This window comes from uncultured Anaerococcus sp., assembly GCF_937934665.1.
Taxonomy (GTDB): Bacteria; Bacillota; Clostridia; order Tissierellales; family Peptoniphilaceae; genus Anaerococcus.
The window spans coordinates 1-23187 of the sequence record NZ_CALGYW010000155.1; the positions used below are offsets into that span (position 1 = coordinate 1).

At 33.8% G+C, this 23187-nt stretch carries 24 protein-coding genes; 23 read left to right on the forward strand and 1 reads right to left on the reverse strand.

Features of this window, described 5'->3' with window-relative positions; genetic code table 11:
* From Q0410_RS07760 to Q0410_RS07770, 3 genes are all read left to right on the forward strand, one after another.
* Nucleotides 1-524: C40 family peptidase (locus Q0410_RS07760; protein ID WP_299035257.1), on the forward strand; the 524-nt coding region annotated here is incomplete at its 5' end.
* Nucleotides 525-579: 55 nt separating this feature from the next.
* A complete protein-coding gene (locus Q0410_RS07765) occupies nucleotides 580-1365 on the forward strand; it encodes a bifunctional 5,10-methylenetetrahydrofolate dehydrogenase/5,10-methenyltetrahydrofolate cyclohydrolase (protein ID WP_299035260.1) in 786 nt (261 codons plus the stop codon).
* Nucleotides 1365-2357: a peptidoglycan bridge formation glycyltransferase FemA/FemB family protein gene (locus Q0410_RS07770; protein ID WP_299035263.1), complete on the forward strand. Its 993-nt coding sequence runs from the start codon at nucleotides 1365-1367 to the stop codon at nucleotides 2355-2357. Before Q0410_RS07765 ends, Q0410_RS07770 begins: the two co-directional genes overlap by 1 nt.
* A gap of 91 nt (nucleotides 2358-2448) precedes the next feature.
* On the opposite strand, the gene tpx is transcribed toward Q0410_RS07770, so the two are convergent.
* On the reverse strand, nucleotides 2449-2961 hold the full coding sequence (tpx, locus tag Q0410_RS07775) for a thiol peroxidase (protein ID WP_299035266.1): 513 nt from the start codon (nucleotides 2959-2961) through the stop codon (nucleotides 2449-2451).
* Between the two features lie 173 nt (nucleotides 2962-3134).
* Between tpx and Q0410_RS07780 the strand changes: the two genes are divergently transcribed.
* From Q0410_RS07780 to Q0410_RS07875, 20 genes are all read left to right on the forward strand, one after another.
* A complete protein-coding gene (locus Q0410_RS07780; RefSeq protein WP_299035269.1) occupies nucleotides 3135-3779 on the forward strand; it encodes a 50S ribosomal protein L25 in 645 nt (214 codons plus the stop codon).
* A gap of 98 nt (nucleotides 3780-3877) precedes the next feature.
* Nucleotides 3878-4501, forward strand: a complete 624-nt coding sequence (tmk, locus tag Q0410_RS07785; RefSeq protein ID WP_299035272.1) for a dTMP kinase — start codon at nucleotides 3878-3880, stop codon at nucleotides 4499-4501.
* A 1-nt stretch (nucleotide 4502) separates the two neighbouring features.
* Entirely contained in the window at nucleotides 4503-4832 is a 330-nt protein-coding gene (locus tag Q0410_RS07790; protein WP_299035275.1) for a cyclic-di-AMP receptor, read from the forward strand.
* The gene (locus tag Q0410_RS07795; RefSeq protein ID WP_299035278.1) at nucleotides 4829-5617 is read left to right on the forward strand and encodes a DNA polymerase III subunit delta; all 789 of its coding nucleotides are present in this window, start codon (nucleotides 4829-4831) and stop codon (nucleotides 5615-5617) included. The genes Q0410_RS07790 and Q0410_RS07795 overlap by 4 nt, the downstream gene beginning before the upstream one ends.
* On the forward strand, nucleotides 5617-6426 hold the full coding sequence (locus Q0410_RS07800; protein ID WP_299035281.1) for a stage 0 sporulation family protein: 810 nt from the start codon (nucleotides 5617-5619) through the stop codon (nucleotides 6424-6426). Before Q0410_RS07795 ends, Q0410_RS07800 begins: the two co-directional genes overlap by 1 nt.
* A 123-nt stretch (nucleotides 6427-6549) precedes the next feature.
* A complete protein-coding gene (locus tag Q0410_RS07805) occupies nucleotides 6550-6723 on the forward strand; it encodes a 4Fe-4S binding protein (protein ID WP_299035284.1) in 174 nt (57 codons plus the stop codon).
* A 259-nt stretch (nucleotides 6724-6982) separates the two neighbouring features.
* The gene (locus tag Q0410_RS07810) at nucleotides 6983-8134 is read left to right on the forward strand and encodes a hypothetical protein (RefSeq protein WP_299035287.1); all 1152 of its coding nucleotides are present in this window, start codon (nucleotides 6983-6985) and stop codon (nucleotides 8132-8134) included.
* An 81-nt stretch (nucleotides 8135-8215) separates the two neighbouring features.
* On the forward strand, nucleotides 8216-10309 hold the full coding sequence (locus tag Q0410_RS07815; RefSeq protein ID WP_299035290.1) for a Tex-like N-terminal domain-containing protein: 2094 nt from the start codon (nucleotides 8216-8218) through the stop codon (nucleotides 10307-10309).
* Entirely contained in the window at nucleotides 10309-12015 is a 1707-nt protein-coding gene (locus Q0410_RS07820; protein WP_299035292.1) for a proline--tRNA ligase, read from the forward strand. The genes Q0410_RS07815 and Q0410_RS07820 overlap by 1 nt, the downstream gene beginning before the upstream one ends.
* Before the next feature lie 61 nt (nucleotides 12016-12076).
* On the forward strand, nucleotides 12077-12943 hold the full coding sequence (fba, locus tag Q0410_RS07825) for a class II fructose-1,6-bisphosphate aldolase (protein WP_299035295.1): 867 nt from the start codon (nucleotides 12077-12079) through the stop codon (nucleotides 12941-12943).
* A gap of 47 nt (nucleotides 12944-12990) precedes the next feature.
* Complete coding sequence (gene rho / locus Q0410_RS07830; protein WP_299035298.1) at nucleotides 12991-14298, forward strand: transcription termination factor Rho; 1308 nt, start codon at nucleotides 12991-12993, stop codon at nucleotides 14296-14298.
* A gap of 66 nt (nucleotides 14299-14364) precedes the next feature.
* Nucleotides 14365-14568 (forward strand): 50S ribosomal protein L31, encoded by a 204-nt coding sequence (rpmE, locus tag Q0410_RS07835; RefSeq protein ID WP_004828860.1) that lies wholly within the window; start codon nucleotides 14365-14367, stop codon nucleotides 14566-14568.
* A 4-nt stretch (nucleotides 14569-14572) separates the two neighbouring features.
* A complete protein-coding gene (gene prmC, locus Q0410_RS07840) occupies nucleotides 14573-15415 on the forward strand; it encodes a peptide chain release factor N(5)-glutamine methyltransferase (RefSeq protein WP_367178730.1) in 843 nt (280 codons plus the stop codon).
* A gap of 3 nt (nucleotides 15416-15418) precedes the next feature.
* The gene (gene prfA, locus Q0410_RS07845) at nucleotides 15419-16495 is read left to right on the forward strand and encodes a peptide chain release factor 1 (protein WP_299035304.1); all 1077 of its coding nucleotides are present in this window, start codon (nucleotides 15419-15421) and stop codon (nucleotides 16493-16495) included.
* Complete coding sequence (locus Q0410_RS07850; RefSeq protein ID WP_299035307.1) at nucleotides 16496-17434, forward strand: cation diffusion facilitator family transporter; 939 nt, start codon at nucleotides 16496-16498, stop codon at nucleotides 17432-17434. It abuts the gene before it with no gap.
* Complete coding sequence (locus Q0410_RS07855) at nucleotides 17435-18469, forward strand: L-threonylcarbamoyladenylate synthase (protein ID WP_299035310.1); 1035 nt, start codon at nucleotides 17435-17437, stop codon at nucleotides 18467-18469. It abuts the gene before it with no gap.
* A gap of 8 nt (nucleotides 18470-18477) precedes the next feature.
* Nucleotides 18478-19107 (forward strand): uracil phosphoribosyltransferase, encoded by a 630-nt coding sequence (gene upp / locus Q0410_RS07860; RefSeq protein WP_299035313.1) that lies wholly within the window; start codon nucleotides 18478-18480, stop codon nucleotides 19105-19107.
* A 9-nt stretch (nucleotides 19108-19116) separates the two neighbouring features.
* The gene (gene murA / locus Q0410_RS07865; RefSeq protein WP_299035316.1) at nucleotides 19117-20394 is read left to right on the forward strand and encodes a UDP-N-acetylglucosamine 1-carboxyvinyltransferase; all 1278 of its coding nucleotides are present in this window, start codon (nucleotides 19117-19119) and stop codon (nucleotides 20392-20394) included.
* Nucleotides 20394-22550, forward strand: coding sequence for an ATP-dependent RecD-like DNA helicase (locus Q0410_RS07870; protein ID WP_299035320.1), 2157 nt, complete (start codon nucleotides 20394-20396; stop codon nucleotides 22548-22550). Before murA ends, Q0410_RS07870 begins: the two co-directional genes overlap by 1 nt.
* Complete coding sequence (locus Q0410_RS07875; protein ID WP_299035322.1) at nucleotides 22540-23169, forward strand: ComF family protein; 630 nt, start codon at nucleotides 22540-22542, stop codon at nucleotides 23167-23169. Before Q0410_RS07870 ends, Q0410_RS07875 begins: the two co-directional genes overlap by 11 nt.
* Nucleotides 23170-23187: the final 18 nt, after the last annotated feature.

Below are 23187 nucleotides of genomic sequence, written 5' to 3' on the forward strand. Positions count from 1 at the left end.
AAGAAGAAGCAAGACTTGCCGAAGAAGCAAGAAAAAAAGAAGAAGCAAGACTTGCTGAAGAAGCTAAAAAACAAGAAGTTAAAGAAACTGTACAAGAGGTAGAGACAGTTGTTGAAGAGCAAGCTATGGACTACCAAGCTCCAGTAAGCCAAGGAGCCCAAGGTGCAGTAAACTCAGCTAGCCAATTTGTAGGTTATTCCTATGTTTGGGGAGCAAGTGATCCTAATGTTGGATTTGACTGCTCAGGTCTTACATCCTATGCCTATAGACAAGTAGGTGTAAACCTACCACACAGTTCAAAAGCTCAATTTAATTGTGGCTATGCTGTAGATACCAATAACCTTAAACCAGGAGACCTAGTATTCTTCTCATTTAATGGTGGAGGAATAGACCACGTAGGCATGATAACAGGATCAGATGGAAGCTTTATCCATGCATCAACACCCAATACAGGTGTTAGATACGATAATATCTTCAATGGTTCTTTCCAAACAGCCTACAGAGGTGCTAGAAGAATTTATTAAACTAAAAAGATAATGCCCAGGGCAAAAGCTGTGGGCATTTTTTATTAGGTAAATCATGGAAATACTAAGTACACAAAATTTAAAAAAGGAAATATTAGAAAGATTAAAAGCAAGCAAGTTTGAAAATAAAATCCTACTTTTAAGCAAAAATCCGAGCGATGAGGTAAACCACTACAAAGAAGTAATCATGAAAAGATGTAGAGACTTCGGGATAGCTTATATCGATAAGGTTTTTACTAATGAAAGCGTAGAAGAAATACTTGACTTTATAAATAGCTTTGATGGAAATGACGGTTTCATAATCTTATCTCCCTTTGGTAATGGAGAAGATTTAAGCTTGTTAAAAGAAGAAATAAAACTTAAAGATCTAGACTCTTTTACTTATAGAAATCTAGGTAAGATTCTTGATGGTAATAAAAATGCTCTTCCTGCAACAGCTAGAGCAGTAGCGAGTTTTATGGAAAGTATTGATATAGATTTTTGGGGAAAAAGAATAGTTATAGCAAATAATACAAATATTATCGGTAGACCCCTTGCCATGTATCTTCAAGCTAAAAGAGCAACTGTTACAGTAATAAATAGCCTAACAAAAAACCCTAAAGACCTCATAAGAAGTTCAGACATATTTATATCGGCCATAGGTAAGGCTAATTTTTATGATAAAACCTACTTCAAAGATGGTCAACTTTTAATAGATGTGGGAACTTCTTACATAAATGGTAAGATAGTAGGAGATATAGATTATAAGTCAATCTCAGATATTAATTTAAAATACCTAGGAAGTAAAAATGGGATTGGATTAGTTACAACAATAACTTTAGTGGAAGGACTCATAAATTAATGCCAATAGTAAATAATGAACAAGATTTGAAAAGATATAACGACTTTGTTAGAAATTCTCAATATGCTAGACCCATGCAAGATACAAATTGGTCTAAGATTAAAAGCAATTGGACCCATGATTATGTTTATGTAGAAGAAAATAAACAAATAATTGCAGCTATGTCTGTAATAGGGATTAAAAATACCAATGGTAAACACTTCTTATACGCTCCTAGAGGCCCTGTGTGCGACTTTAAAGACACCAAGCTAGTAGAAGCGTTAATTAAAGAAGCCGAGCCTCTTAAGGACAAATATGACGCTTTTTTACTTAGGATGGATCCAGAATTAAACTTTGATGAGAAGTTAGTTTATGACTATAGAAAACTTGGCTATGACTTTAGGTCAGTAGGAATAGATACACATTCCTTTACCCAACCAAGGTATAACATGATAATAGATCTATCAAGTCATGATGAAGATAGTATATTTGAAAGTTTTTCATCCAAGGGTAGGTATAATGTAAGAAAATCAATAAGGGCTGGAATAAAAACAGTAAATAAAACTGATGAAGAAAGCTTAGATATTTTCTATGACCTAACAAAGATCATGGCAGAAAGACAAGGTATAGGTCATAGGCCAAAAGAATATTATGAAAGATTAATAAAGTACCTGGGTGGAGAAATTTTTGTATCATATTTTGAAGATATTCCCTTATCAGCATCTCTTTTAATTCCTTATGGCAAGAAAGTTTATTATCTTTATGCAGCTAGTTCAAATGAGAAAAGAAATAAAATGCCAAATTATAATATGATTTGGGAAGAGATAAAGTGGACAATAGCAAATGGTTATGACTACTTAGATTTAGGTGGTACCTTCAGCCTTGATTCAAAAGACGGCTTATATAGGTTTAAACAAGCATTTTGCTATCCAGATAAGTACTCAAACTTTATTGGCGAGTTAGATGTAGTCTATGATAGAGAAAAATATGAAGAGTTTTTAATAACTAAGTAAGATTTACAGAATTAAAAAGGGGCTGTTGCAGAATGAATAGATCGTTCTTAGTAGAACGATTGTTATTCATAATTTGCAACAGCCCTCTTTCTTATTTATCTAATTCTTTGGCAATTCTAATTGCCTCTTCATATTCTGGGAGATCAGTATTTTGCTCTAGATATTGGACGTATTTAATAGTATTATCCTTATCTATGACAAAAACTGAACGGTTTAGAAGTTTAAGCTCTTCAATCAAAGTACCATATTTATTAGAGAAATCTCTTTGATTATAGTCTGATACGAATTTGATCTTATCAGTTTTTTTAACATTTTTAAATCTTTGTTGGGCAAAAGGTAGGTCGTTAGATACAGTAACAACAATTACATTTTCTGAGAAAAACTCATTTGCCTTTTGAAACATCTTAGTTTGAAGCTCACAAACATCTGTATCTAAGGAAGGTACAACAGATAAAATTTTTATCTTTTCTCCTTCTTCCTCATAAAAACTATATGGGGTTAGATCCATTTTATCGGCCTTAAAGTCTGGTGCCTTATCGCCAACTTTTAGCTTTTCTCCTAGGACCGTTATATCAACTGTTCCGAATTTTCCTTTTCTTGGCATATATACTCCTTTATATTTTTCAAAACAATTATTATTTCCGACTCTTATCTCTATTCTATATCAAAGTTTTATTTTAATCAATTAAAATATAAAAAAATAATTAGCCTATAAGTTATTGTAAATAAGGCAAAGATGGGGTATAATTAGCAAGTATGAATAAATAAGGAGGCAAAATGGCTAAAATAGTTTTACAAGCAGACAAAAGAGAAGCTACTGGAAAAAACCAAGTTAAAAAACTTAGAAATAATGAATTAATTCCAGGAGTTATCTATGCTAAAAATCAAGAAAATGTAAATGTTCAATTTACAGCTAGAGATTTCGAAAAAGTACTTAGACAAGCTGGAACATCTACAATTATTTCATTAGATATCAACGGTGAAGGCAAGGAAGTTCTTATCAAGGATTTTGACAGCCACCCATACAAAAACCAATTCTTACATGTTGATTTCCAAGCAATCGATCAAAACGAAACAATCAGAGTTACTGTTCCAGTTGTCCTAGTTAATAGAGACGATATGAACGAACAAGAAGGTGTACTTGTACAAAACCTTGAAACTGTAGAAGTAGAATGTCTACCAAGATACATCCCACAAACAGCAGATGTTGATGTTAAGGAAATGGAAATTGGTGACAACATGACAATTGCTGATCTAGATATCTTCGCTAATGATGACATCACAATTCTTGAAGAAGATGATGAAGTAGTATGCTCACTACAAGAAGTTTCTGAAGAAGAAATAATTGATGAGGATGCTGAAGCAGCAGAAGTACCAACAGTTGATGAAACAGAAGAAACTGAAGAAGAAGACGCTGAATAATATTTAAAACCATTGGTCTTAGAAGAAAGACAATGGTTTTTTTATTGCCTAAAATTATTAGCTAGACTTAAATAAGAACTTTATAGTATAATGAATATATGAATGGAAAATTTATAGTGTTTGAAGGACCAGATGGGTCCGGTAAGACAACAATAATAAAAAAGGTAAAAGAGTTACTAGAAAATAAAAACTACGCTATATCCTACTATAGGGAGCCAGGTGGGACAGAGATATCTGAAAAGATAAGGTCTATTATAATAGATAATGAAAATCACATGATGGACGCAAAAACAGAAGCACTCTTATTTGCTTCTTCAAGAGCTCAACTTGTGGCAGAAAAAATTATACCAGATCTTAAGGAAGGTAAGATTGTTATTTGTGATAGATTTGTAATGTCATCGCTTCTTTACCAAGGTCTTGGAAGAAAACTTGGTATGGATAAGATAAAGACTATAAATGACTTTGCTATAGGAGATCTTAAGCCTGACTTAACTTTATTTTTTAACATAGATTATAAGACAGCCTTAGAGAGAAAAAGATCTAATTTTTCACCAGACAGGCTAGAGAATGAAGATTTTTCTTTCCATAAGAAAATTTTTGATGGCTACCTAGAGATGGCAGACCTATATAAAGATGAGATTAAAAAGGTTGATGCGAGAAAGTCTATAGATGATTTAACAGAGGAAGTAATTAATATTATATATCAATTATTGGAGGATTAGGATGAAATTATTAGTTGGTATAGTACAAGATGCAGATGTTAATTTTTTAATCGATGCTCTCACAGAAGAAGGATACAGGATAACAAAACTATCTACAACAGGTGGTTTTCTTAAAAAAGGCAACACTACTCTCTTAATAGGTGTAGAAGAAGAAAAACTAGATGAAGCTTTAGCCTTAATTGAGAAAAATTGTAGGAAAAGAAATACAACAACAACAATTATAAATCCAACAGGAGAAAGTTCTTTAATAAGCTCAACAGTACCTATAGAAATAAGTGTGGGTGGAGCTACTATATTTATAATTGATGTTGAAAAATATATCCAGCTATGAGTCTTTTAGACAGACAGCTGAAAAATAATAGCCTATCTAATGCTTATATAATTGAAGGGGAAGACTTAGCTTACAATCTCAAATATGCTAGGGAATTTTCTAAAAAAGTTTTTGCTTCATTTGATATAAATACAAACTTGGAAACCAACCCAGATATAGAAATAATTGATAAGGAAATAATAGATATAACTACTATTAGAAACCTCATCAAAGACATGGTAATAAGGCCGGTAAATAATAAAATAAAAATTTATCTTATTCACAATGCTCAAAATTTGAGGATAGAAGCTGCCAACGCCATGTTAAAAAGCCTTGAAGAACTAAAAGCTTATAGTTTAATAATTTTTACTGTTGATAATGTTGGAAAAATGCTACCGACTATAAGGTCAAGGTGTCAAATTATATCTCTAAATACAAAAAATAGTGACCTTGATATAGATATGGATAGATTATCAGAAGTATTTTCTAAAGTTTTATCTGGTGACCTATCAGCCTATTATAAGGAAAAAGATTATTTTTTGTCATTTAAAGATGATAAAAAGACTTTAATGGAGGGCTTGATAAAGATTTTATCAGATCTCATTAGTAATAAATACCTAGGGGAGAGTGGTCTATTAAGCTATGATTATAATATAGAGACCTTAACTAGGTTAAACTTAGCGAGTGTAGAAAGACTTTTGGATAAATTTGAAAAAATTAATATGTCCTTTAGGAATAATATTAATTTTGAGTTGAGCGTAGAAAATATTTTTTTAAATATATATAGAGAAGGCAGGCAAGGTTAATGAATGTTGTTGGAATAAGATTTAAAGAAGCGGGAAAAATTTATTATTTTGCCGCAAATAATCTGATTTTAAATTTTAAGGATAGGGTAATAGTTGAAAGTTCTAATGGATTGGAATTTGCAGAAGTGGCCCTGGCTAATATTGATATAGAGGAGAAAAAGTTTGATAAGCCACTTTCACCAGTTCTAAGAAAAGCAAACCAAAGAGACTTAGAAATACATAAACAAAATATAGAAGACGCCAAGCAAGCTATCAGCATAGCCCAAGAGAAGGCTGATTATCATAAACTAAAGATGAAAATTGTAGATAGTGAGTTTAGCTTTGATAGGACAAAGATTACCTTCTATTTTACAGCAGATAAGAGGGTTGACTTTAGACTGCTTGTAAAAGATTTAGCAGCTATCTTTAAAAATAGGATTGAATTAAGACAAATTGGTGTAAGAGACCATGCAAAACTAAAAAGTTTTCATGGCACTTGTGGACAAAAATCTTGTTGTTCTGTGTTTATGACAGATTTTTCTCCCTTATCGATAAAAATGGCCAAAGATCAAGGGATTACCCTAGATCCAGCAAAAATATCTGGCATATGTGGTAGACTTATGTGCTGTCTATCTTTCGAAGAAGAAAATTATATTAGGGCTAAAAAATATATGCCTAAACCAGGAAGTAAGGTTGAAACAGAAGATGGATTTGGAGTAGTCCTTACAAATGACTTTGTAAAAGAACTTTGTAAGGTGAGGGTAAGGACAGATGATGATGAAGAAATAGAGGACTACTATAAAGCGGCAGACCTTATAAAAAGCAAGTGATAATTGTTATCAATTTGCATAAATAATCATAATTAACTATCTTATGGTATAAAACTCTAGAAATATTTGACAAGGTTTGTATATAGTTGTATACTAATCATATAACAAATATAGGAGGAAATTATGGCATATAAAATAGATGAAAATATTTGCATTTCTTGCGGTTCATGTGAAGGCGAATGCCCAGTAGGAGCAATCTCACAAGGCGACGCAGCTTATGAAATTGACGCAGATGCTTGTATTGATTGTGGTGCATGTGCAGCAGTTTGCCCAGTAGAAGCAATCGACCAAGAATAATATAACTACATAAGATAAAGGCTCCTTCGGGAGTCTTTTTTATTTCTATTTTTTGGCTTACAAATTATGAGCAAAAAATTTATGTCTATTTCCTTTGGAGATACTTATATATTTATGTAAAATAAACCTTATTTTTAAAAATAATTCTTAATCCGTAAGCTGGGTTGAGAGTTTTTTATTTTCCCCAACTTAATTTAAATTTATTAAATAAACATTGTTAAAATCAAGGAAATTGATATAATTATAGAATGGAGATAGTATGGATGTAAATGTAATAATAAATCAAATTTACAATTTAATATTAGAAAATCAATTTTTGGGATTTGCTATAGGTGCCTTTCTAGTCTTGTTTTTATTTTTCATTATATCAAGGACTTTTAGAAAATCTGGCCTATTTTTATTGGCTACCACTTTTTTAGTAGATTCTACAATTAAAGCTTTACCTTTTGAAATATACGGATACTATCCTCTTATATACAAAGTAGTAATTGGCCTTTATATACTCGGGTTTATAAACTTTTTGATAAGGGTTATTATCATGATGGTAAAGCTAAGTAAAAAGAGAAGTGACAGGGAAGATAGGTCAAATCTAAAAAAATTTATGAAGTTTACCGGTATTAGACCCTTTTTCTTGATGTTAATTATTAATGTTTTTAATTTTAATAATTTCATACCCCAAAGAATCCTTTCTCTACTTACTAGCCTATCTTTTTTATATATGGCATTTAGAACGCTTTATTCTACCTACCTATATTTAAGTGAAAAAGAGAGTCTACCAATCAAAGATGATATGGATTTTGATGATATAAAAGCCTATTTAGATGATTCCGAAGAAAAGGTAAGCAAAAATCATGGCAGGGTCATAAGAAAAAATCTAAATAAGGGTGCGGATATTACTGAGGAAGTAAGTAGCAAGGAAGTAAAAAAAGAAAGACCAACAGATCCTATTTCAATATCAGATATTAACAAAGACCATAAAAATATAGATGCGATAAAAGATATTGAGAAAAATTTTTCAGACGATGATTTGATTAAGCTAATAGAAGAGTCAAGTCCAAATATAACAAAGATAAGTCTTACCAACCTTAAAACTGGTGATGAACACTCTTATACAAGTAATAAAGCCTATCTGAAGGTAGAAGAAGACCATGAATATAAGATTACTTTAAGCTTTGAAGAGTATAATGATTATGACTATGGAAGGTTTATTGACCTTTTAATTGCCTATGGGGTTGATAGAGAAGTATATAAGTTTGAACTCACTATTGTTTCAAGAATTAATAAAAACTTTAAACTTGTTTTCTTTGACCCAAGTCAAATTGCAGACTTTGCTTCTCATAGTCCATCAGGTAAAAATATATCAATGAATTTTCCTAAGTATAAGATAAACTTAATTAAGGAAAATTATTAGAAAGATTATTAAGAAAATTTAGTTTGGAATTATAAGTGGGCTAGAAAGCCCCTTTATTCTTAGGATTATAAAAAGGAATTTATGCAAATTTTAGAAATTTTATCAAAAGAATTAAATATTAACGAACAAAGAATCGAAAATGTAATAAAACTTCTTGATGAGGGTTCAACAGTAGCCTTTATAGCAAGATACAGGAAGGAAGTTACAGGAAACCTTACCGATGTAGAAATAAGAGAAATTGAAAAAAATCTCGCCAGACTTCGTAATATAGAAAAAAGACAAGAAGAGATAATTAAGCTAATTGATGAAAAAGGGAATTTAACTGATGAATTAAAAGAAGAAATTCTATCAAGCAACTCCCTAACAATCCTTGAAGATATCTATGCCCCATATAAGTCAAGAAGAAAAACTAGGGCAGATATAGCAAGAGAATTTGGACTTGAGAAATTTTTAGAGATACTTCTTAAAGACTTATCAAGCGAGGAAGAAGCTATAGATAAAGCCAAAGAATATCTCCAAGAGGGCCTAGAAGATGAGAAAGAAGTGATAGAAAGATCTCTTGACATCCTAGCAGAAAATATAGCAAATACCATCGATGCCAGAAACATAATAAGGCGTGATGGTTATTTGAGGGCATCCTTAGTTACAAGCCTTAAGGCAGAAGAGGATAGCTTATACGAATCTTATCATGATTTTTCAAAGAAACTTAAGGACCTTAAATCTTTCCAAGTCTTGGCTATAAATAGGGCAGAAAAGGAAGATGTTCTTTCAGTAAAAATAGAATTTTCAGACGATTACAACAAAACTTTAATATATAGACTAGTAAGTCAAGATAGGGACTTTAATTCTTATCAAAAAGATTTGGTAGAAAAAACTATAGACGATGCCTATAAAAGGTTAATGCTACCATCAATTACAACTGAGCTTCGTAATAAACTTACAGAAGAAGCAAGTGATGAGTCTATAAAAGTATTTGGAGATAACCTAAGGCCTTATTTACTCCAAAGACCTATAAAAGGACAAGTGGTGATGGGTCTTGACCCAGGATTTAGGACGGGCTGTAAGGTAGCAGTAGTAGATAAAAACGGTAAATACTTAGACCAGGCAGTTATCTACCCAGTGGAGCCTCATAAAAAAGAAAAAGAAGCAATTAAAACTTTAAAAACCCTAATTGAAAAGCATGGTGTAAGCCTAATAGCTTTAGGAAATGCAACCGCTTCAAGAGAGACAGAACTTGTAGTTGATAAACTTATTAAAGAAGTAGATGGAGTAGCCTATACTATAGTAAATGAAGCAGGTGCGAGCGTTTATTCAGCATCAAGTCTAGGTAAGGAAGAGTTTCCTGAACTTGATGTTACTATAAGAGGCGCAATATCAATGGCAAGACGCCTTCAAGATCCTATGGCAGAGCTTGTAAAAATTGAACCTAAGCATATAGGAGTTGGTCAATACCAACACGATCTTGATGGAAAAAAACTTGACGAAGAACTCTCTAAGGTTGTAGAAGATGCGGTAAACGAAGTGGGTGTTTCAATAAATAATGCCTCTTATAAACTTTTATCCTATGTATCAGGCCTTAACCAAAATTTAGCCAAGAGGATAGAAGAAGACTTTAAAGACGGTAAGATTGTATACAGGAAAGACCTTTTAAATGTGAAGGGTCTAGGAAAGAAAACCTATGAACTAGCAGCAGGCTTTCTAAGGTTTCCTTCTTCTCCAGAAATCTTAGACAATACTGCCGTCCACCCTGAATCCTATAAGATAGCTAAACAAATCCAGGGCTTGGATTTAGATAAGATAGATATAGAAACTAAGGCAGAAGAATTAGAAGTAGGAATTCCTACTTTAAAAGATATAATTTCAGAACTTAAAAAACCAGGACGTGATCCTAGAGATGATAATCCAGAAGTCCTTACTAAAAAAGAAATCATGGGTATAGATGATTTGGAAATCGGAATGGTTTTAAAGGGCAAGGTTGGAAATATAACTGATTTTGGTGCCTTTGTAGACATAGGAGTAGGGACAGACGGCCTTGTCCATGTCTCTGAAATATCAGATAAATTTGTTAAAAATCCACATGATGAGTTAACAAATTCACAAGTTGTAAGTGTTAGAATTATAGAAATAGATAAGAAAAAAGAAAGAATTGGTCTTTCAATGAGGAGTGTAAATTAATGAGATTATCAAATTATTATATGCCAACCCTAAGAGAAGATCCGGTTGATGCAGAAACAGCAAGTCACAAGCTATTATTAAGAGGAGCCTATATCAGACAACAAGGGTCAGGTATTTATTCATTTTTACCACTTGGTAAAAAAGTTTTAAATAAAATTGAAGCTATAGTAAGAGATGCTATGGATAGCCACGGGGCTATAGAGATATCAACCTCAATCCTTCAACCAAGAGAAATTTGGGATAAGTCCACAAGGTGGGAAACCTTCGGCCCTGAAATGTTTAAAGTAAAAGATAGACATGATAGGGAATATGCCCTAGGACCTACTGCGGAAGAGTCTTTTGTAGACCTAGTAAAAGACGAACTAAATTCCTACAAACAATTACCTTTAAACCTTTACCAAATAGTAGATAAGTTTAGAGATGAGAAAAGACCTAGGTTCGGTATAAATAGGTCAAGAGACTTCCTTATGAAAGACGCCTATACCTTTGATGAAAATCAAGAAGGACTAGAAAAAGCCTACATGAATATGTGGAGGGCCTATGAGTATGCCTTTGATAAGATGGGTCTTGATTATAAAATTGTTGAGGGTGACTCAGGTGCTATGGGTGGCCATAAGTCCCACGAATTTATTGCTCTTTCTGAAAGTGGTGAGGGAGTAATACTTTATACTGAAAATAGCGATAAGGCCTATACAGACGAAAAGGCAAGAAGTGTAATACCTGCCATAAAAGAAGATGAAAAAGAATTAGAATTAGTTAAAACTACTGATAAAAAAACCATAGAAGAAGTAAGCGGATTTTTAAATGAAGATAAGATAAAATGCGCTAAGGCAGTTGACCTAGTAGTTGAGGGAGAGTTAGTGATAGTATTTATCCCTGGAGATAAGGACTTAAATATGGCCAAACTTATTTCATACCTAGGTGTACCAGAACATGAAATATTCATGGCTGATGATGAAATTATAGGAAAATATACAGAGCCAGGCTACACTGGACCTATTGGTTTAGAGGGTATAAGAGTCATTATTGATAAGTCCCTTACAGAAATAAATAACCTCGTAGTAGGAGCTAATAAGGCAGGTTTTCACTATATCAATGCAAATTATAAGAGAGACTTTGATGGGGAAGTTGCAGAGGACTTAACCCTTGCAAAAGAAGGGGATAAAGCCTACGATGGATCAGGGGTATATAAGGCAGCAAGAGGAATTGAAGTAGGAAATATTTTCCAACTTGGAACAAAATACTCGGAAGCCCTTGAAGCTAATTTCCTAGATCAAAATGGAGTTTCTAAGCCATTTGAAATGGGGTCTTATGGTATAGGTATTTCAAGGTCTATATCAGCCATTGTTGAGCAGTACCATGATGATAAGGGGATAATCTGGCCAACAAGTGTAGCTCCATTTGAAGTTATAATAACCCTGATAAAACCAAATAACGAAGAGCAAAGGGATTTAGCTGAAAAAATATACAAAAAATTAAAATCTAAGAGAATTGATGTCCTACTTGACGACAGAAAAGAACGTCCAGGTGTCAAATTTAATGATAGGGACTTAATAGGCATACCTTATAGGATAACTGTAGGAAAAGATGCCTCAGAATCTATCGTTGAGTATTCTACTAGGGCAGAGATGGAAAATGAAAAACTAAATTCAGACGAAGCTATTAAGTTAGTTTGTGAAAATATCGAGAAAGATTTGCAAGATTAATCCCAAAATGGGTATGATATAATATATAGAAATAAATAGGGCAGAGCCCGGAGGAGATAATATGTTAGTTAATGCAAAAGAAATGTTAGACTTAGCTTATGAGAATGGTTATGCAATTGGTCACTTCAATACCAATAACCTTGAATGGACAAAGGCAATCTTACTTGCTGCAGAAGCAAAGAAAACTGCAGTAATTATCGCATCAAGTGAAGGTGCAGCAAAATATATGGGAGGCTTTAAAGTAGTAGCTGACCTAGTTAGAAATCTGCACGATGCTTTAAACATAACTGTTCCAGTAGCTATCCACTTAGACCACGGTTCTTATGAAGGTGCAAAAGCTTGTATCGAAGCAGGATTTACATCAGTAATGTTTGACGGTTCTCATTTTCCAATTGATGAAAACCTAGAAAAAACAAGAGAAATTGTAAAACTTGCCCACGAAAAAGGAATCTCAGTAGAAGGTGAAGTTGGCGGCATCGGTGGAGAAGAAGACGGTGTTACATCAGCTGGTGAACTTGCAGATGTTGAAGAATGTAAAAATCTTGCAGCATGTGGAATAGACTTTTTAGCAGCAGGTATTGGTAACATCCACGGTGTATATCCAGCTGACTGGCAAGGACTTAACTTTGACAGACTTAAGGAAATTTCCGATGCAGTAAAAATGCCAATAGTTCTTCACGGTGGTACAGGTATTCCAAACGACCAAGTTAAAAAAGCAATAAGCCTTGGCGTATCAAAAATAAACGTAAATACCGAATGTCAAATCGAATTTGCTAAGGCAACTAGAGAATATATCGAAGCTGGCAAGGACCAAGAAGGTAAGGGCTTTGACCCAAGAAAACTTCTTCTTCCTGGAACAAATGCAGTTCAAGCTTTAGTTGAAGAAAAAATCGATATGTTCGGTAGCGAAAATAGTGCTAACAAATAAAGATTTAACTTATGGGGGCCTATTAGACCCCTTTAGTTTATTTAACTATGGATAATTTAAAAGATAAAAAACTAGTTGAGTTAAGAGATATTGCCAAAGAATTGGGAATAGAATCAATTAGTAAATATAGAAAAGACGAATTAATAAAACTTATAGAAGAGGAAGAAAAGACTAAGGACGAAGAGAAAAAAGAAGCTAGGGAAAATGACCTCGGGGCAAAATTTGATTGTGATGGTATCTTAGAGATCCTACCTGATGGCTTTGGATTTTTGAGAACTCAACTTTATGAATCAGGTGACGATGATATATATGTTCCTCCAAAACAGATAAAAATGTTTAGGCTTAAAACAGGAGATTATATTGAAGGAATTGCTCGTGAAAAGCATGATAAGGATAAATTTTCTCCGCTAATTTTTGTATCGACAGTAAATGGGATAAAACCAGCGGATGCCTTTAATAGAGACTTATTTGAAGATCTAACACCAATTTATCCAAATGAGAGAATAAGTGTAGAAACTGACCCTAAAAATATATCTGGTAGGATTATAGATGTAATTAGTCCAATAGGTCGTGGACAAAGGGGGCTTATAGTTTCTCAGCCGAAAGCTGGTAAAACTACCCTGATAAAGGATATAGAAAGGTCTCTTGAAAAAAACTATGATGACCTTAAGATAATCGTTTTACTTATAGATGAAAGACCAGAAGAAGTTACAGATTTTATTAGATTTGTAAATGAATATAGGGATCCGGAAAATATATTGATGCGTACAGAAGTAGCAGCATCAACCTTTGACATGTCACCTCAAAACCACATAGATATAGCTGAGATGGTCCTTGAAAGAGCTAAGAGATTTGTAGAAGAGAAAAAAGATGTGGTTATACTTTTAGACTCTATTACAAGACTTGCTAGGGCTTATAATATTATGACTCCTCAATCAGGCAGGACCCTATCAGGTGGTCTTGACCCTCTAGCCCTTGTTGGTCCTAAGCAATTTTTTGGAGCAGCGAGAAATATAGAAAATGGTGGCTCTCTTACCATCCTTGCCACAGCCCTAGTTGATACCGGATCAAGGATGGATGATATGATTTTTGAAGAGTTTAAAGGGACAGGTAATATGGAAGCCCACCTTGATAGGAGACTTTCAAACAGGAGGATATTCCCTGCTATAAATATAGAAAAATCATCTACTAGACGCGACGATCTTCTTTTATCTAAGGAAGAAATGGAAGCTGTCTTTAAGCTTAGAAAATCAGACCTAAATACAACTGAATCAATAGTAGAACTCATTGATTGGATGAAAAGAACCAAGTCTAATAAACAATTTGTAGAACTAATAAATTCGTCCCTTAAATAACTTGATTTTAATAAACTAGCTAGTATAGTTAATAGTGCTTATTGAAATGGAAAATAGAGGTGAATTATGAATAAAGAATTACATCCAGAATATCACCAAGCCAAAGTTACTTGTATGTCATGTGGCAACGAGTTTACTGTAGGTTCAACAGAAGAAGAAATCAAAGTAGAAGTTTGCAACAATTGTCACCCATTCTACTCTGGTAAACAAAGGACTGCTGAACGTGGTGGTAAGGTAGAAAGATTTAACAAAAAATACGGTAGAAAATAATAGTATGAAAGATAATAAGGTAAGGCAACTTACCTTATTTTTGTGTAAAATAATGAAAATATCAGACTTTTTAAAAATAGATTATGATACAAGTCTTATAGCTCTAACCTATATGTTAGATGAGAGTAAGTCTTATATCCTAATGAATCAAAATTATGAATTAAATAACAAGCAAAGTCAGAGATTAAAGGATATAATAAATAAGAGAAAAGACTCTTACCCTCTCCAATACGCTATAGGAGAGTGGGAATTTTATAACCTCAGACTCAAGGTAGACGAGAGGGCCTTAATTCCACGTTTTGAAACGGAAATCATAGTAGATTACCTTATAAATTTACCAATTAAAAAAGAAAAGATTTTAGATATAGGAACAGGCACGGGAGCTATTGCCCTAACACTTGCAAAAAATATTAAAAATTCTTTTGTTATAGGGTCAGACATTGAAGAAAAAGCTCTAAGCCTTGCTTGTGAAAACAAAATTTTTACAGGTATAGCCAATGTAGATTTTGTAAAATCGGACTTATTTGAAAATTTAGAAGGGAAATTTGATCTAATAATTTCAAACCCTCCCTATATAAATAAAAAAGATTATGAAAACCTTGAAAGCGAGCTTTATTTTGAACCAAAAAGCGCCCTCTACGGAGGAAAGGATGGTCTTGATTTTTATAGAGAGATTATAAAAAATGCTGGTGAGTACTTAAATGACAAAGCTCATTTGGTTTTTGAAATAGGTTATGATCAAAAAGAAGTTTTAAATACTTTATTAAAAGATGAAGGCTTTGTGAATATAGAAAATATAAAAGATTTTAATGATTTTGATAGGTTTATTATTGCACAGAAAGGATAAAATATGTTTGAAAATTTAGAGCATGTTAGAGATAATTATAAACAATTAGAATTAAAATTAGCAGATCCTGCTGTTTTATCTGATATGGACCAGTTTAGAAAGGTATCAAAGGAATATAACTCTCTAAAACCCATAGTAGAAAAATATGAAGAGATAAAAAATGCTGAAGATACCATAGCTGAAAACCAAGAACTTCTAGATGAGGCAGAAGATCAAGAAATGATTGATATGCTTAAGGACGAAATAGAAGAAAATAAGGCAAATCTTGAAGTCTTTGAAGATGAGATGCAAATTCTTCTAATTCCAAAAGACCCTAATGACGAAAAAGACGTAATTGTTGAAATCAGACCTGGTGCTGGAGGAGATGAGGCGGGTCTTTTTGCTGGTGACCTATACAGGATGTATAACATGTATGCAGATAAGGCTGGCTTTAAGACAGAAGAAATCGAAGTTAATACTCAAGGAGTCGGTGGTATCAAGGATGCAACCTTCGTTGTAAGAGGTGAGGGAGCTTATTCTAAGCTTAAGTATGAATCTGGTGTTCACAGGGTTCAAAGGGTGCCGGAAACAGAATCCGGGGGTAGAATCCATACCTCAACAGCAACTGTGGCCGTTCTTCCAGAAGTAGATGAAGTAGAACTTCATATAGACCCAAATGACATAAGAACTGACGTTTATAGGTCAAGTGGTAATGGAGGCCAATCAGTAAACACAACTGACTCTGCTGTAAGGCTTACCCATATTCCTACAGGACTTGTTGTAGCTATCCAAGATGAAAAAAGTCAGATTAAAAATAAGGAAAAGGCTATGAGAGTTCTAAGGGCAAGACTTTACGAACTTGAAGAGCAAAAAAGAAATAAGGAAATAGCTGACAACAGAAAAAGTCAGGTGGGAACTGGTGATAGGTCTGAAAGGATTAGAACCTACAACTTTCCTCAAGGAAGAATTACCGACCACAGAATTAATAAAACAATCTACCAGCTAGATGATTTTCTAAATGGTGATATAGAAGAGATGATTAATTCTCTAATAGCAGAAGATCAAACAAGAAAACTTGAAAAAGTAGGCGAGGATGAATAATTGTTTAATTTTTTAGCAAAAACATTTGTTAAGGATTATACAAAAATTGATAATCCTAAAGTTAGACTTAACCTTATAAGTCTTTCTTCAATTATGGGTATAGGGATGAATATAATCCTTTTCTTATCGAAAATATTCTTAGGTTTATATACCAAGTCCACAGCCATCCTAAATGATGCCTTTAATAACTTATCAGACTCTGTTGTTTCAATTATGTCTCTAGTTGGATCAAGTTTTTCTAAAAAACCAGCAGACGAGGAGCATCCTTTTGGCCACGGCAGGGTCGAGTATATAATGGCCCTTTTAGTTTCGATTGTGATAATCTATGTAGGTATAAATTTATTTATAAATTCTGCTAAAAGTTTTAATGAGCCAAACCCTAATGGGTTAAGCCTTTTCTCCTTTATAATATTATTTGCAGGTATTTTAATTAAGATTTATATATACTTTCTAAACTCTAAATTATATAAGGACTTAGAATCAGATTTAAACCTTGGAGTCATGCTTGATGCGAGAAATGATATAATCTCAACTACAGCTATTATTTTGGGTGTGTTCTTACAAAGGTATGTATCCTTTAACCTAGATGCGGCCATGGGTGTTGTCGTAGCATTTTTCGTTACAAAACCAGGTATAGACTTGTTTAGCGAAACAGTCGGCTACCTACTAGGTGAGAGGGTTGATGAAGAAATTGAGGATAAAATTTCTAAAATACTTTTAAGTGGCGACTATATAATTGGTTTCCACCACTTAGATATACACCAGTATGGTAAGGGCCATATAGCGGGATCTTGTCATGTAGAGGTGCCAGGAAACCTTACTGTAGCTGAACTTCACAAAGAAATAGATCAAGTGGAAAAAAAGGTTAGAAAAGAAACTGGAGTAATCCTTACCCTCCATGCAGACCCAACCTACAATATCTTAGATAAAGAAGGTTAAATGAAAACTGAAATTTTAAAAATTGACAGAGAAAATATTAATAACGATTATATAAAAAAAGCAGCAGATATTATAAAGGAGGGCTTGCTTGTAGCCTTCCCAACAGAAACAGTTTATGGTCTAGGAGCTGATGGGCTAAATAACGAGGCCTGCAAGAAAATCTTTATGGCTAAAGGCAGGCCTTGTGACAACCCACTTATCTTACATATTTCTGATATAAGTATGCTAGATAAGTTGGTAGAAGAGATAAGCGATAAACATAGGAAGTTATTTGACCTTTGGCCAGGACCAATGACCTTGATTTTTAAAAAATCAAAGCTTATTCCAGATGCTGTAACAGCAGGTGGAGATACAGTAGCGATAAGGTTTCCATCTGATAAAATTGCAAGATCTTTGATAAGAACGGCAAATACGCCAATAGCGGCTCCATCTGCAAATATATCTGGTAGGCCTTCACCAACTAAGGCAAGTGATGTCTACCAAGATATGGACGGGATTATTCCTCTAATAATTGATGGGGGAGAATCTAATATTGGTATAGAGTCAACTGTAATTGACCTATCAGGAGTTAGTCCAACAATTTTAAGGCCAGGTTTTTATACCTATGAATATTTAAAAGAGATATTAGATGACATTAAACTCGATGATAGCCTTGTAGATAGCACAAAGATACCTAAGTCTCCTGGACAAAAATATAAGCACTATGCTCCAAAGGCGAAACTAAGGGTTTTTGTTGGAGATGGTGCTACAGATATACTATTAAAATATGCAGAAGATTACAAGGCCCAAGGCAAAAAGATTGGAATCCTATCCTTTGAAGAAGAAAAGGAAAAGTTTACTTCCTATCCATTTATATCTCTAGGGTCAAGAGACGATTTATCGACTATGAGTCACGTTCTATTTTCATCTCTAAGAGAGATGGATAGGCTTGGAGTTGATATAATTCTTGCAGAAGGTGTTAGAGAAAATAATTTGGGTAAGAGTATAATGAATAGGGTGAAAAAAGCAGCAGCAAATGATGTAATTTATATTTAGGAGAAGATATGAAAAATGTAACAGTATTAGACCATCCGGTAATTAAACATAAAATTTCAATACTTAGAGATAAAAATACAGGTTCAAATGAATTTAGGTCCATAGTGACAGAAATAGCTATGATTCTTGCCTATGAAGCAACAAAGGATCTTGAACTTGAAGAATACGAAGTAGAAACACCAGTTTCTAAAACAACAGGCTACAGACTTATAGGTAAAAAAATAGGCATAGTTCCTATTTTAAGGGCAGGTCTTGGCATGGTTGATGGAGTGCTTGAAGTATTACCAGCAGCTAAAATTGGTCACATAGGTATGTATAGGAATGAAGAAACCTTACAACCAGTAGAATACTATTGCAAACTACCTAGTGATGTTGAAAATAGAGATATCCTAGTAGTTGATCCTATGCTTGCAACAGGTGGATCTGCCTGTGATGCTATAGATAGACTTAAGGAGTATGGTTGTAGGTCTATAAAACTATTATCCATAATAGCTGCCCCTGAAGCCTTCAAACTTCTTGAAGAAAAACATCCAGATGTTAAGATATATATTTCTCAACTAGATGAGAAACTAAATGAAAATGGTTATATTGTTCCAGGCCTGGGAGATGCTGGCGATAGATTATTTGGAACTAAGTAAGGAATAAAAATGGCGAAAAAAGAAATTTTAATTATTAATTCTAATGGACCTCTAAAGGGTGAGGTGAATATATCTGGTGCAAAAAATTCTGCACTTCCTATACTTGCTGCCTGCGTACTAGGTACTGAAGAGATTATATTAGATGGGGTTCCTGAGCTTAAGGACGTGGAAATCATGGTGGAAGTCCTAAAACACCTAGGTAGTGAAGTCAAATACCTAGATAAAAACACCTTGTCTATAAATTCATCATCAATAAATACCTGTGAAACTCCATACGAACTTATGGATAAGATGAGGGCTTCTTTTGTAGTTATGGGTCCTCTTCTTTCGAGATTTCATGCGGCTTATACTAAGGCTCCTGGGGGATGTAACATAGGTAGCCGCCCTATAGACCTACATTTAAAGGGATTTGAAGCTCTAGGTGCAGTAAATAGGGTTAATAACGATGAGATAGCTATAGAAGCTAAAAAGGGTCTTACAGGTACAGAAATTTACCTAGACTTCCCATCAGTAGGAGCTACTCAAAATATAATTATGGCTGCAAGTCTTGCCAAAGGTAAGACAACCTTAGAAAATGCTGCTAAGGAACCTGAGATTGTAGACCTTGCGTCTTTCTTATCAAAGATGGGAGCAAATATTAAGGGTGCAGGTACTTCTACCATAGTAATAGAAGGTGTTGAAAAATTAACCGGTACTCGTCATACTATAATTCCAGATAGGGTAGAAGCTGCAACCTATATGACTGCTGCAGCTATGACTAGGGGTGAGGTTTTAATAAATAACGTAATAGGATCTCACATAAGACCAGTTATAGCTAAGCTTGTTGAAATGGGTGTTGATGTGGAAGAAATAGAAGATGAGGATAAGATTATTGTCAAGGCTCCGAAAAGGTTAAAGTCAACCAATATCCAGACTCTTCCATACCCAGGTTTCCCAACAGATGCTCAAGCCCAATTTATGGCGCTAATGACTATTTGTGAAGGAGAAAGCAGGATTCAGGAGACTGTTTTTGAAAACAGGTTTATGCACGTTGAAGAACTTATGAAAATGGGAGCTGTAATTGCTACATCCGGCAACAGGGCAACCATAGCGGGTGTTAAGAAGCTTCATGGGGCAGATGTTAAAGCAACAGACCTAAGAGCTGGAGCTGCCCTAGTAATGGCAGGACTTGTAGCTAAGGGTACAACTAGGGTATTTGATATTTACCATATAGATAGGGGATATTCAAACCTAGTAGAAAAATTAACTAAACTTGGCGCAGATATAAAGAGAGTAGAAGTAGAATAATGAAAATAGAAGGTATAGTATCAAATATTAGGTATAGGAATGATGAAAGTGGTTATAGCGTTATGACGCTTGAAACAGCTGACTCTCCTATAACTATAGTTGGTACTATGCCTTTTTTTAATGAGGGCGATAGGATAGAAGTCCTCGGAGATTTTATCTATCATAAAAAATATGGAGAGCAGATACAGGTAAAAAATGTAAGGATAAAAAAGCCATCTGATAAAGAATCGATAATAAAATACTTGGCTAATAGCAATATCAAGGGAATTGGCAAAAAAACCGCCCAGGCAATTTACGATATATTTGGCAAAGATAGCTTGGATATTTTATACCAAGAAACTGATAGGCTTTTAAAGGTAGAAGGCATAGGTAAAAAGAAGTTAGCTGATATAAAATTGTCAGTTGAAGAAACAAGAGACTCAAGAAGGAGTTTAGAGTTTCTCCAAAGTCTTAATATATCTTATAACTTATCTATGAAAATTTATAATAAGTACGGTGAAAATACTATTGATATAGTAAGGTCAAATCCTTATAAATTGATAGAAGATATCAAGGGTATAGGATTTTCTATGGCAGATAACCTTGCTCGTAATATGCAAATGGAAGCAAATTCTTCTTTTAGAATATCGGCAGGATTATCTTATCTTATAAATTATGAGGCAGACTTTAATGGGCACGCTAGTCTTGAAATAACATATCTAATTGATCAAGCAGCTAGACTTTTAAAGGCTGATAAAAATTTAATCGCAGCTCAAATAGAGGCTGATTTAATAGCTGGTAAATTAGAATCTGTTGAAATAGAAGATATAACCTATATATATTCAAAAAGTTTATACAAGGCAGAAAAATCTGTAGCCATGGCCCTTGCTAAAAAAATTAAAGCTCCCTTCTGTTTTGATATAGAAATAGACGAAGACTTAAGGGCATATTCAAAGGAGCAAAGGCAGGCCATAGAAGCTGCCTTTTGTAATATGCTCCTTGTTATAACAGGTGGGCCAGGTACAGGTAAAACTACAATCATAAATGCCATTACAACCATCCTTGATAAAAACGACCTATCTTACGCCCTTGCAGCTCCAACAGGTAGGGCTGCTAAAAGAATGCAGGAGGCAACAGCTAGAGAAGCAAATACCATCCATAGGCTAGTTGGCATAAGGCCAGATATGCCTATTGCCGAATACAATGAGGAAAATCCAATTGAAAAAGACTACATAATAGTCGATGAGATGAGCATGGTCGATATTTTGTTGATGAAAAATCTTCTAGATGCTGTAGGTGAAAAAACTTCCCTAATCCTAGTTGGAGATAGTGACCAATTGCCATCTGTAGGGGCAGGAAATGTACTCGCGGATATTATTGAGTCTAAGGCCGAATCAATTAAACTTAAGAAAATTTTTAGGCAGGCAGGCCAGTCAAATATTATCGTCAATGCTCATAGGATAAATGAGGGAAAATACCCAGTTTTAAACCAACCTGACAAGGATTTTTTCTTTATAAATGCAAATGGCCGTGACTTTAACAGGGTGCTTTTGGATTTAATTAAAGATAGGCTTCCTGGTTTTTATAAGCTTGATCCTATAAAAGATATTGAAGTCCTAGCCCTATCTAGGAAAACGAGTTGGGGAGTAGATGCTATTAATAGGTCTATCCAAGAAGCTGTAAATAAGGAAAAAACCATCTTAAAAATAAATGAGCGCACTTTTAAACTCCACGATAAGGTCATGCAGGTTAGGAATAATTATGATTTAAAGGCCATAAACAATGTAAGTAACGATGATGGAGTCTATAATGGGGATATTGGTATCATTACTGACATAGATACGGATGAAGAGAGCCTAGAGGTAGAATTTGATGATGGCAAAATTGTAAAGTATAAGAAAGAAGATATAAAAGATTTAGACCTATCCTATGCTATTACAGTCCATAAGTCTCAAGGTTCTGAATTTAAGTGTGTGATTATTCCTATGATGCAGGTTGCTCCCATGCTTTTAACTAGAAATCTCCTTTATACGGGAGTTACCAGGGCTAAAAAACTTGTGATTTTACTTGGAGATAAACGCTATATAAAGAAAATGGTTGATAATAACAGGTCAAACGATAGAAACTCAAACCTTAGTTACTGGATAGGAGAAATGGAGACTATTCTTGCTGATTGATTATTTGTTTTTAGATAAAAATACCTGTTCTTTTTGCCAGAGTGAATACATTTATAAGTACGATCTCTGCAGGGATTGCTATGATAGACTCGATTATGTGGATAATAGATTTTTACTTACTCGATATAAGTGCTATGCTATTTATTTTTATAATGAGTTTTTTAAGGCAATGATTGCTAAGTATAAGTTTGAAAGAAAGACAGAATTTTCTAGGATTTTTGCAGAGATGATCTATGATTATGGAATGGATAAAAATCTTTTTGATGTAGACTATATTCTGTCAGCTCCTTCATCTAAAAAGACTATTATAAATAGGGGATTTGATCATATTAGAATGATTACAGATGATTTTATAGGTAAAATAAGCCCAACTTATCTTGATGAATTTGAAAAAATAAAAGATACCAAGGCCCAACATGATTTGGGTAAGGAAGCCAGGTCTAAAAATCTTATTGGAGCTTTTAGCTTAAAGAAAGATCTTACTGGCAAATCAGTTTTGATAATTGATGACCTTGTTACAACGGGAAATACCTCTCTTGAAATGATAAAAGTTTTGGAAGAGAAAAATGTTAAAGAAGTTAAAATTTTAGCCCTAGCTTCAGAAAAAAGGGTATTATAAAAGCCAAGCTAAGCATTT

What these genes read in the sequence shown, in the direction of transcription:
- Q0410_RS07780 (WP_299035269.1), top strand. Translation starts at nt 3,135, where the DNA reads ATGGCTAAAATAGTTTTACAAGCAGACAAAAGAGAAGCTACTGGAAAA.
- Q0410_RS07800 (WP_299035281.1), top strand. Translation starts at nt 5,617, where the DNA reads ATGAATGTTGTTGGAATAAGATTTAAAGAAGCGGGAAAAATTTATTAT.
- prfA (WP_299035304.1), top strand. Translation starts at nt 15,419, where the DNA reads ATGTTTGAAAATTTAGAGCATGTTAGAGATAATTATAAACAATTAGAA.
- Q0410_RS07810 (WP_299035287.1), top strand. Translation starts at nt 6,983, where the DNA reads ATGGATGTAAATGTAATAATAAATCAAATTTACAATTTAATATTAGAA.
- tpx (WP_299035266.1), bottom strand. Translation starts at nt 2,961, where the DNA reads ATGCCAAGAAAAGGAAAATTCGGAACAGTTGATATAACGGTCCTAGGA.
- fba (WP_299035295.1), top strand. Translation starts at nt 12,077, where the DNA reads ATGTTAGTTAATGCAAAAGAAATGTTAGACTTAGCTTATGAGAATGGT.
- Q0410_RS07805 (WP_299035284.1), top strand. Translation starts at nt 6,550, where the DNA reads ATGGCATATAAAATAGATGAAAATATTTGCATTTCTTGCGGTTCATGT.
- murA (WP_299035316.1), top strand. Translation starts at nt 19,117, where the DNA reads ATGGCGAAAAAAGAAATTTTAATTATTAATTCTAATGGACCTCTAAAG.
- Q0410_RS07770 (WP_299035263.1), top strand. Translation starts at nt 1,365, where the DNA reads ATGCCAATAGTAAATAATGAACAAGATTTGAAAAGATATAACGACTTT.
- rho (WP_299035298.1), top strand. Translation starts at nt 12,991, where the DNA reads ATGGATAATTTAAAAGATAAAAAACTAGTTGAGTTAAGAGATATTGCC.
- Q0410_RS07820 (WP_299035292.1), top strand. Translation starts at nt 10,309, where the DNA reads ATGAGATTATCAAATTATTATATGCCAACCCTAAGAGAAGATCCGGTT.
- prmC (WP_367178730.1), top strand. Translation starts at nt 14,573, where the DNA reads ATGAAAGATAATAAGGTAAGGCAACTTACCTTATTTTTGTGTAAAATA.
- rpmE (WP_004828860.1), top strand. Translation starts at nt 14,365, where the DNA reads ATGAATAAAGAATTACATCCAGAATATCACCAAGCCAAAGTTACTTGT.
- Q0410_RS07795 (WP_299035278.1), top strand. Translation starts at nt 4,829, where the DNA reads ATGAGTCTTTTAGACAGACAGCTGAAAAATAATAGCCTATCTAATGCT.
- Q0410_RS07855 (WP_299035310.1), top strand. Translation starts at nt 17,435, where the DNA reads ATGAAAACTGAAATTTTAAAAATTGACAGAGAAAATATTAATAACGAT.
- upp (WP_299035313.1), top strand. Translation starts at nt 18,478, where the DNA reads ATGAAAAATGTAACAGTATTAGACCATCCGGTAATTAAACATAAAATT.
- Q0410_RS07790 (WP_299035275.1), top strand. Translation starts at nt 4,503, where the DNA reads ATGAAATTATTAGTTGGTATAGTACAAGATGCAGATGTTAATTTTTTA.
- Q0410_RS07765 (WP_299035260.1), top strand. Translation starts at nt 580, where the DNA reads ATGGAAATACTAAGTACACAAAATTTAAAAAAGGAAATATTAGAAAGA.
- tmk (WP_299035272.1), top strand. Translation starts at nt 3,878, where the DNA reads ATGAATGGAAAATTTATAGTGTTTGAAGGACCAGATGGGTCCGGTAAG.
- Q0410_RS07870 (WP_299035320.1), top strand. Translation starts at nt 20,394, where the DNA reads ATGAAAATAGAAGGTATAGTATCAAATATTAGGTATAGGAATGATGAA.
- Q0410_RS07815 (WP_299035290.1), top strand. Translation starts at nt 8,216, where the DNA reads ATGCAAATTTTAGAAATTTTATCAAAAGAATTAAATATTAACGAACAA.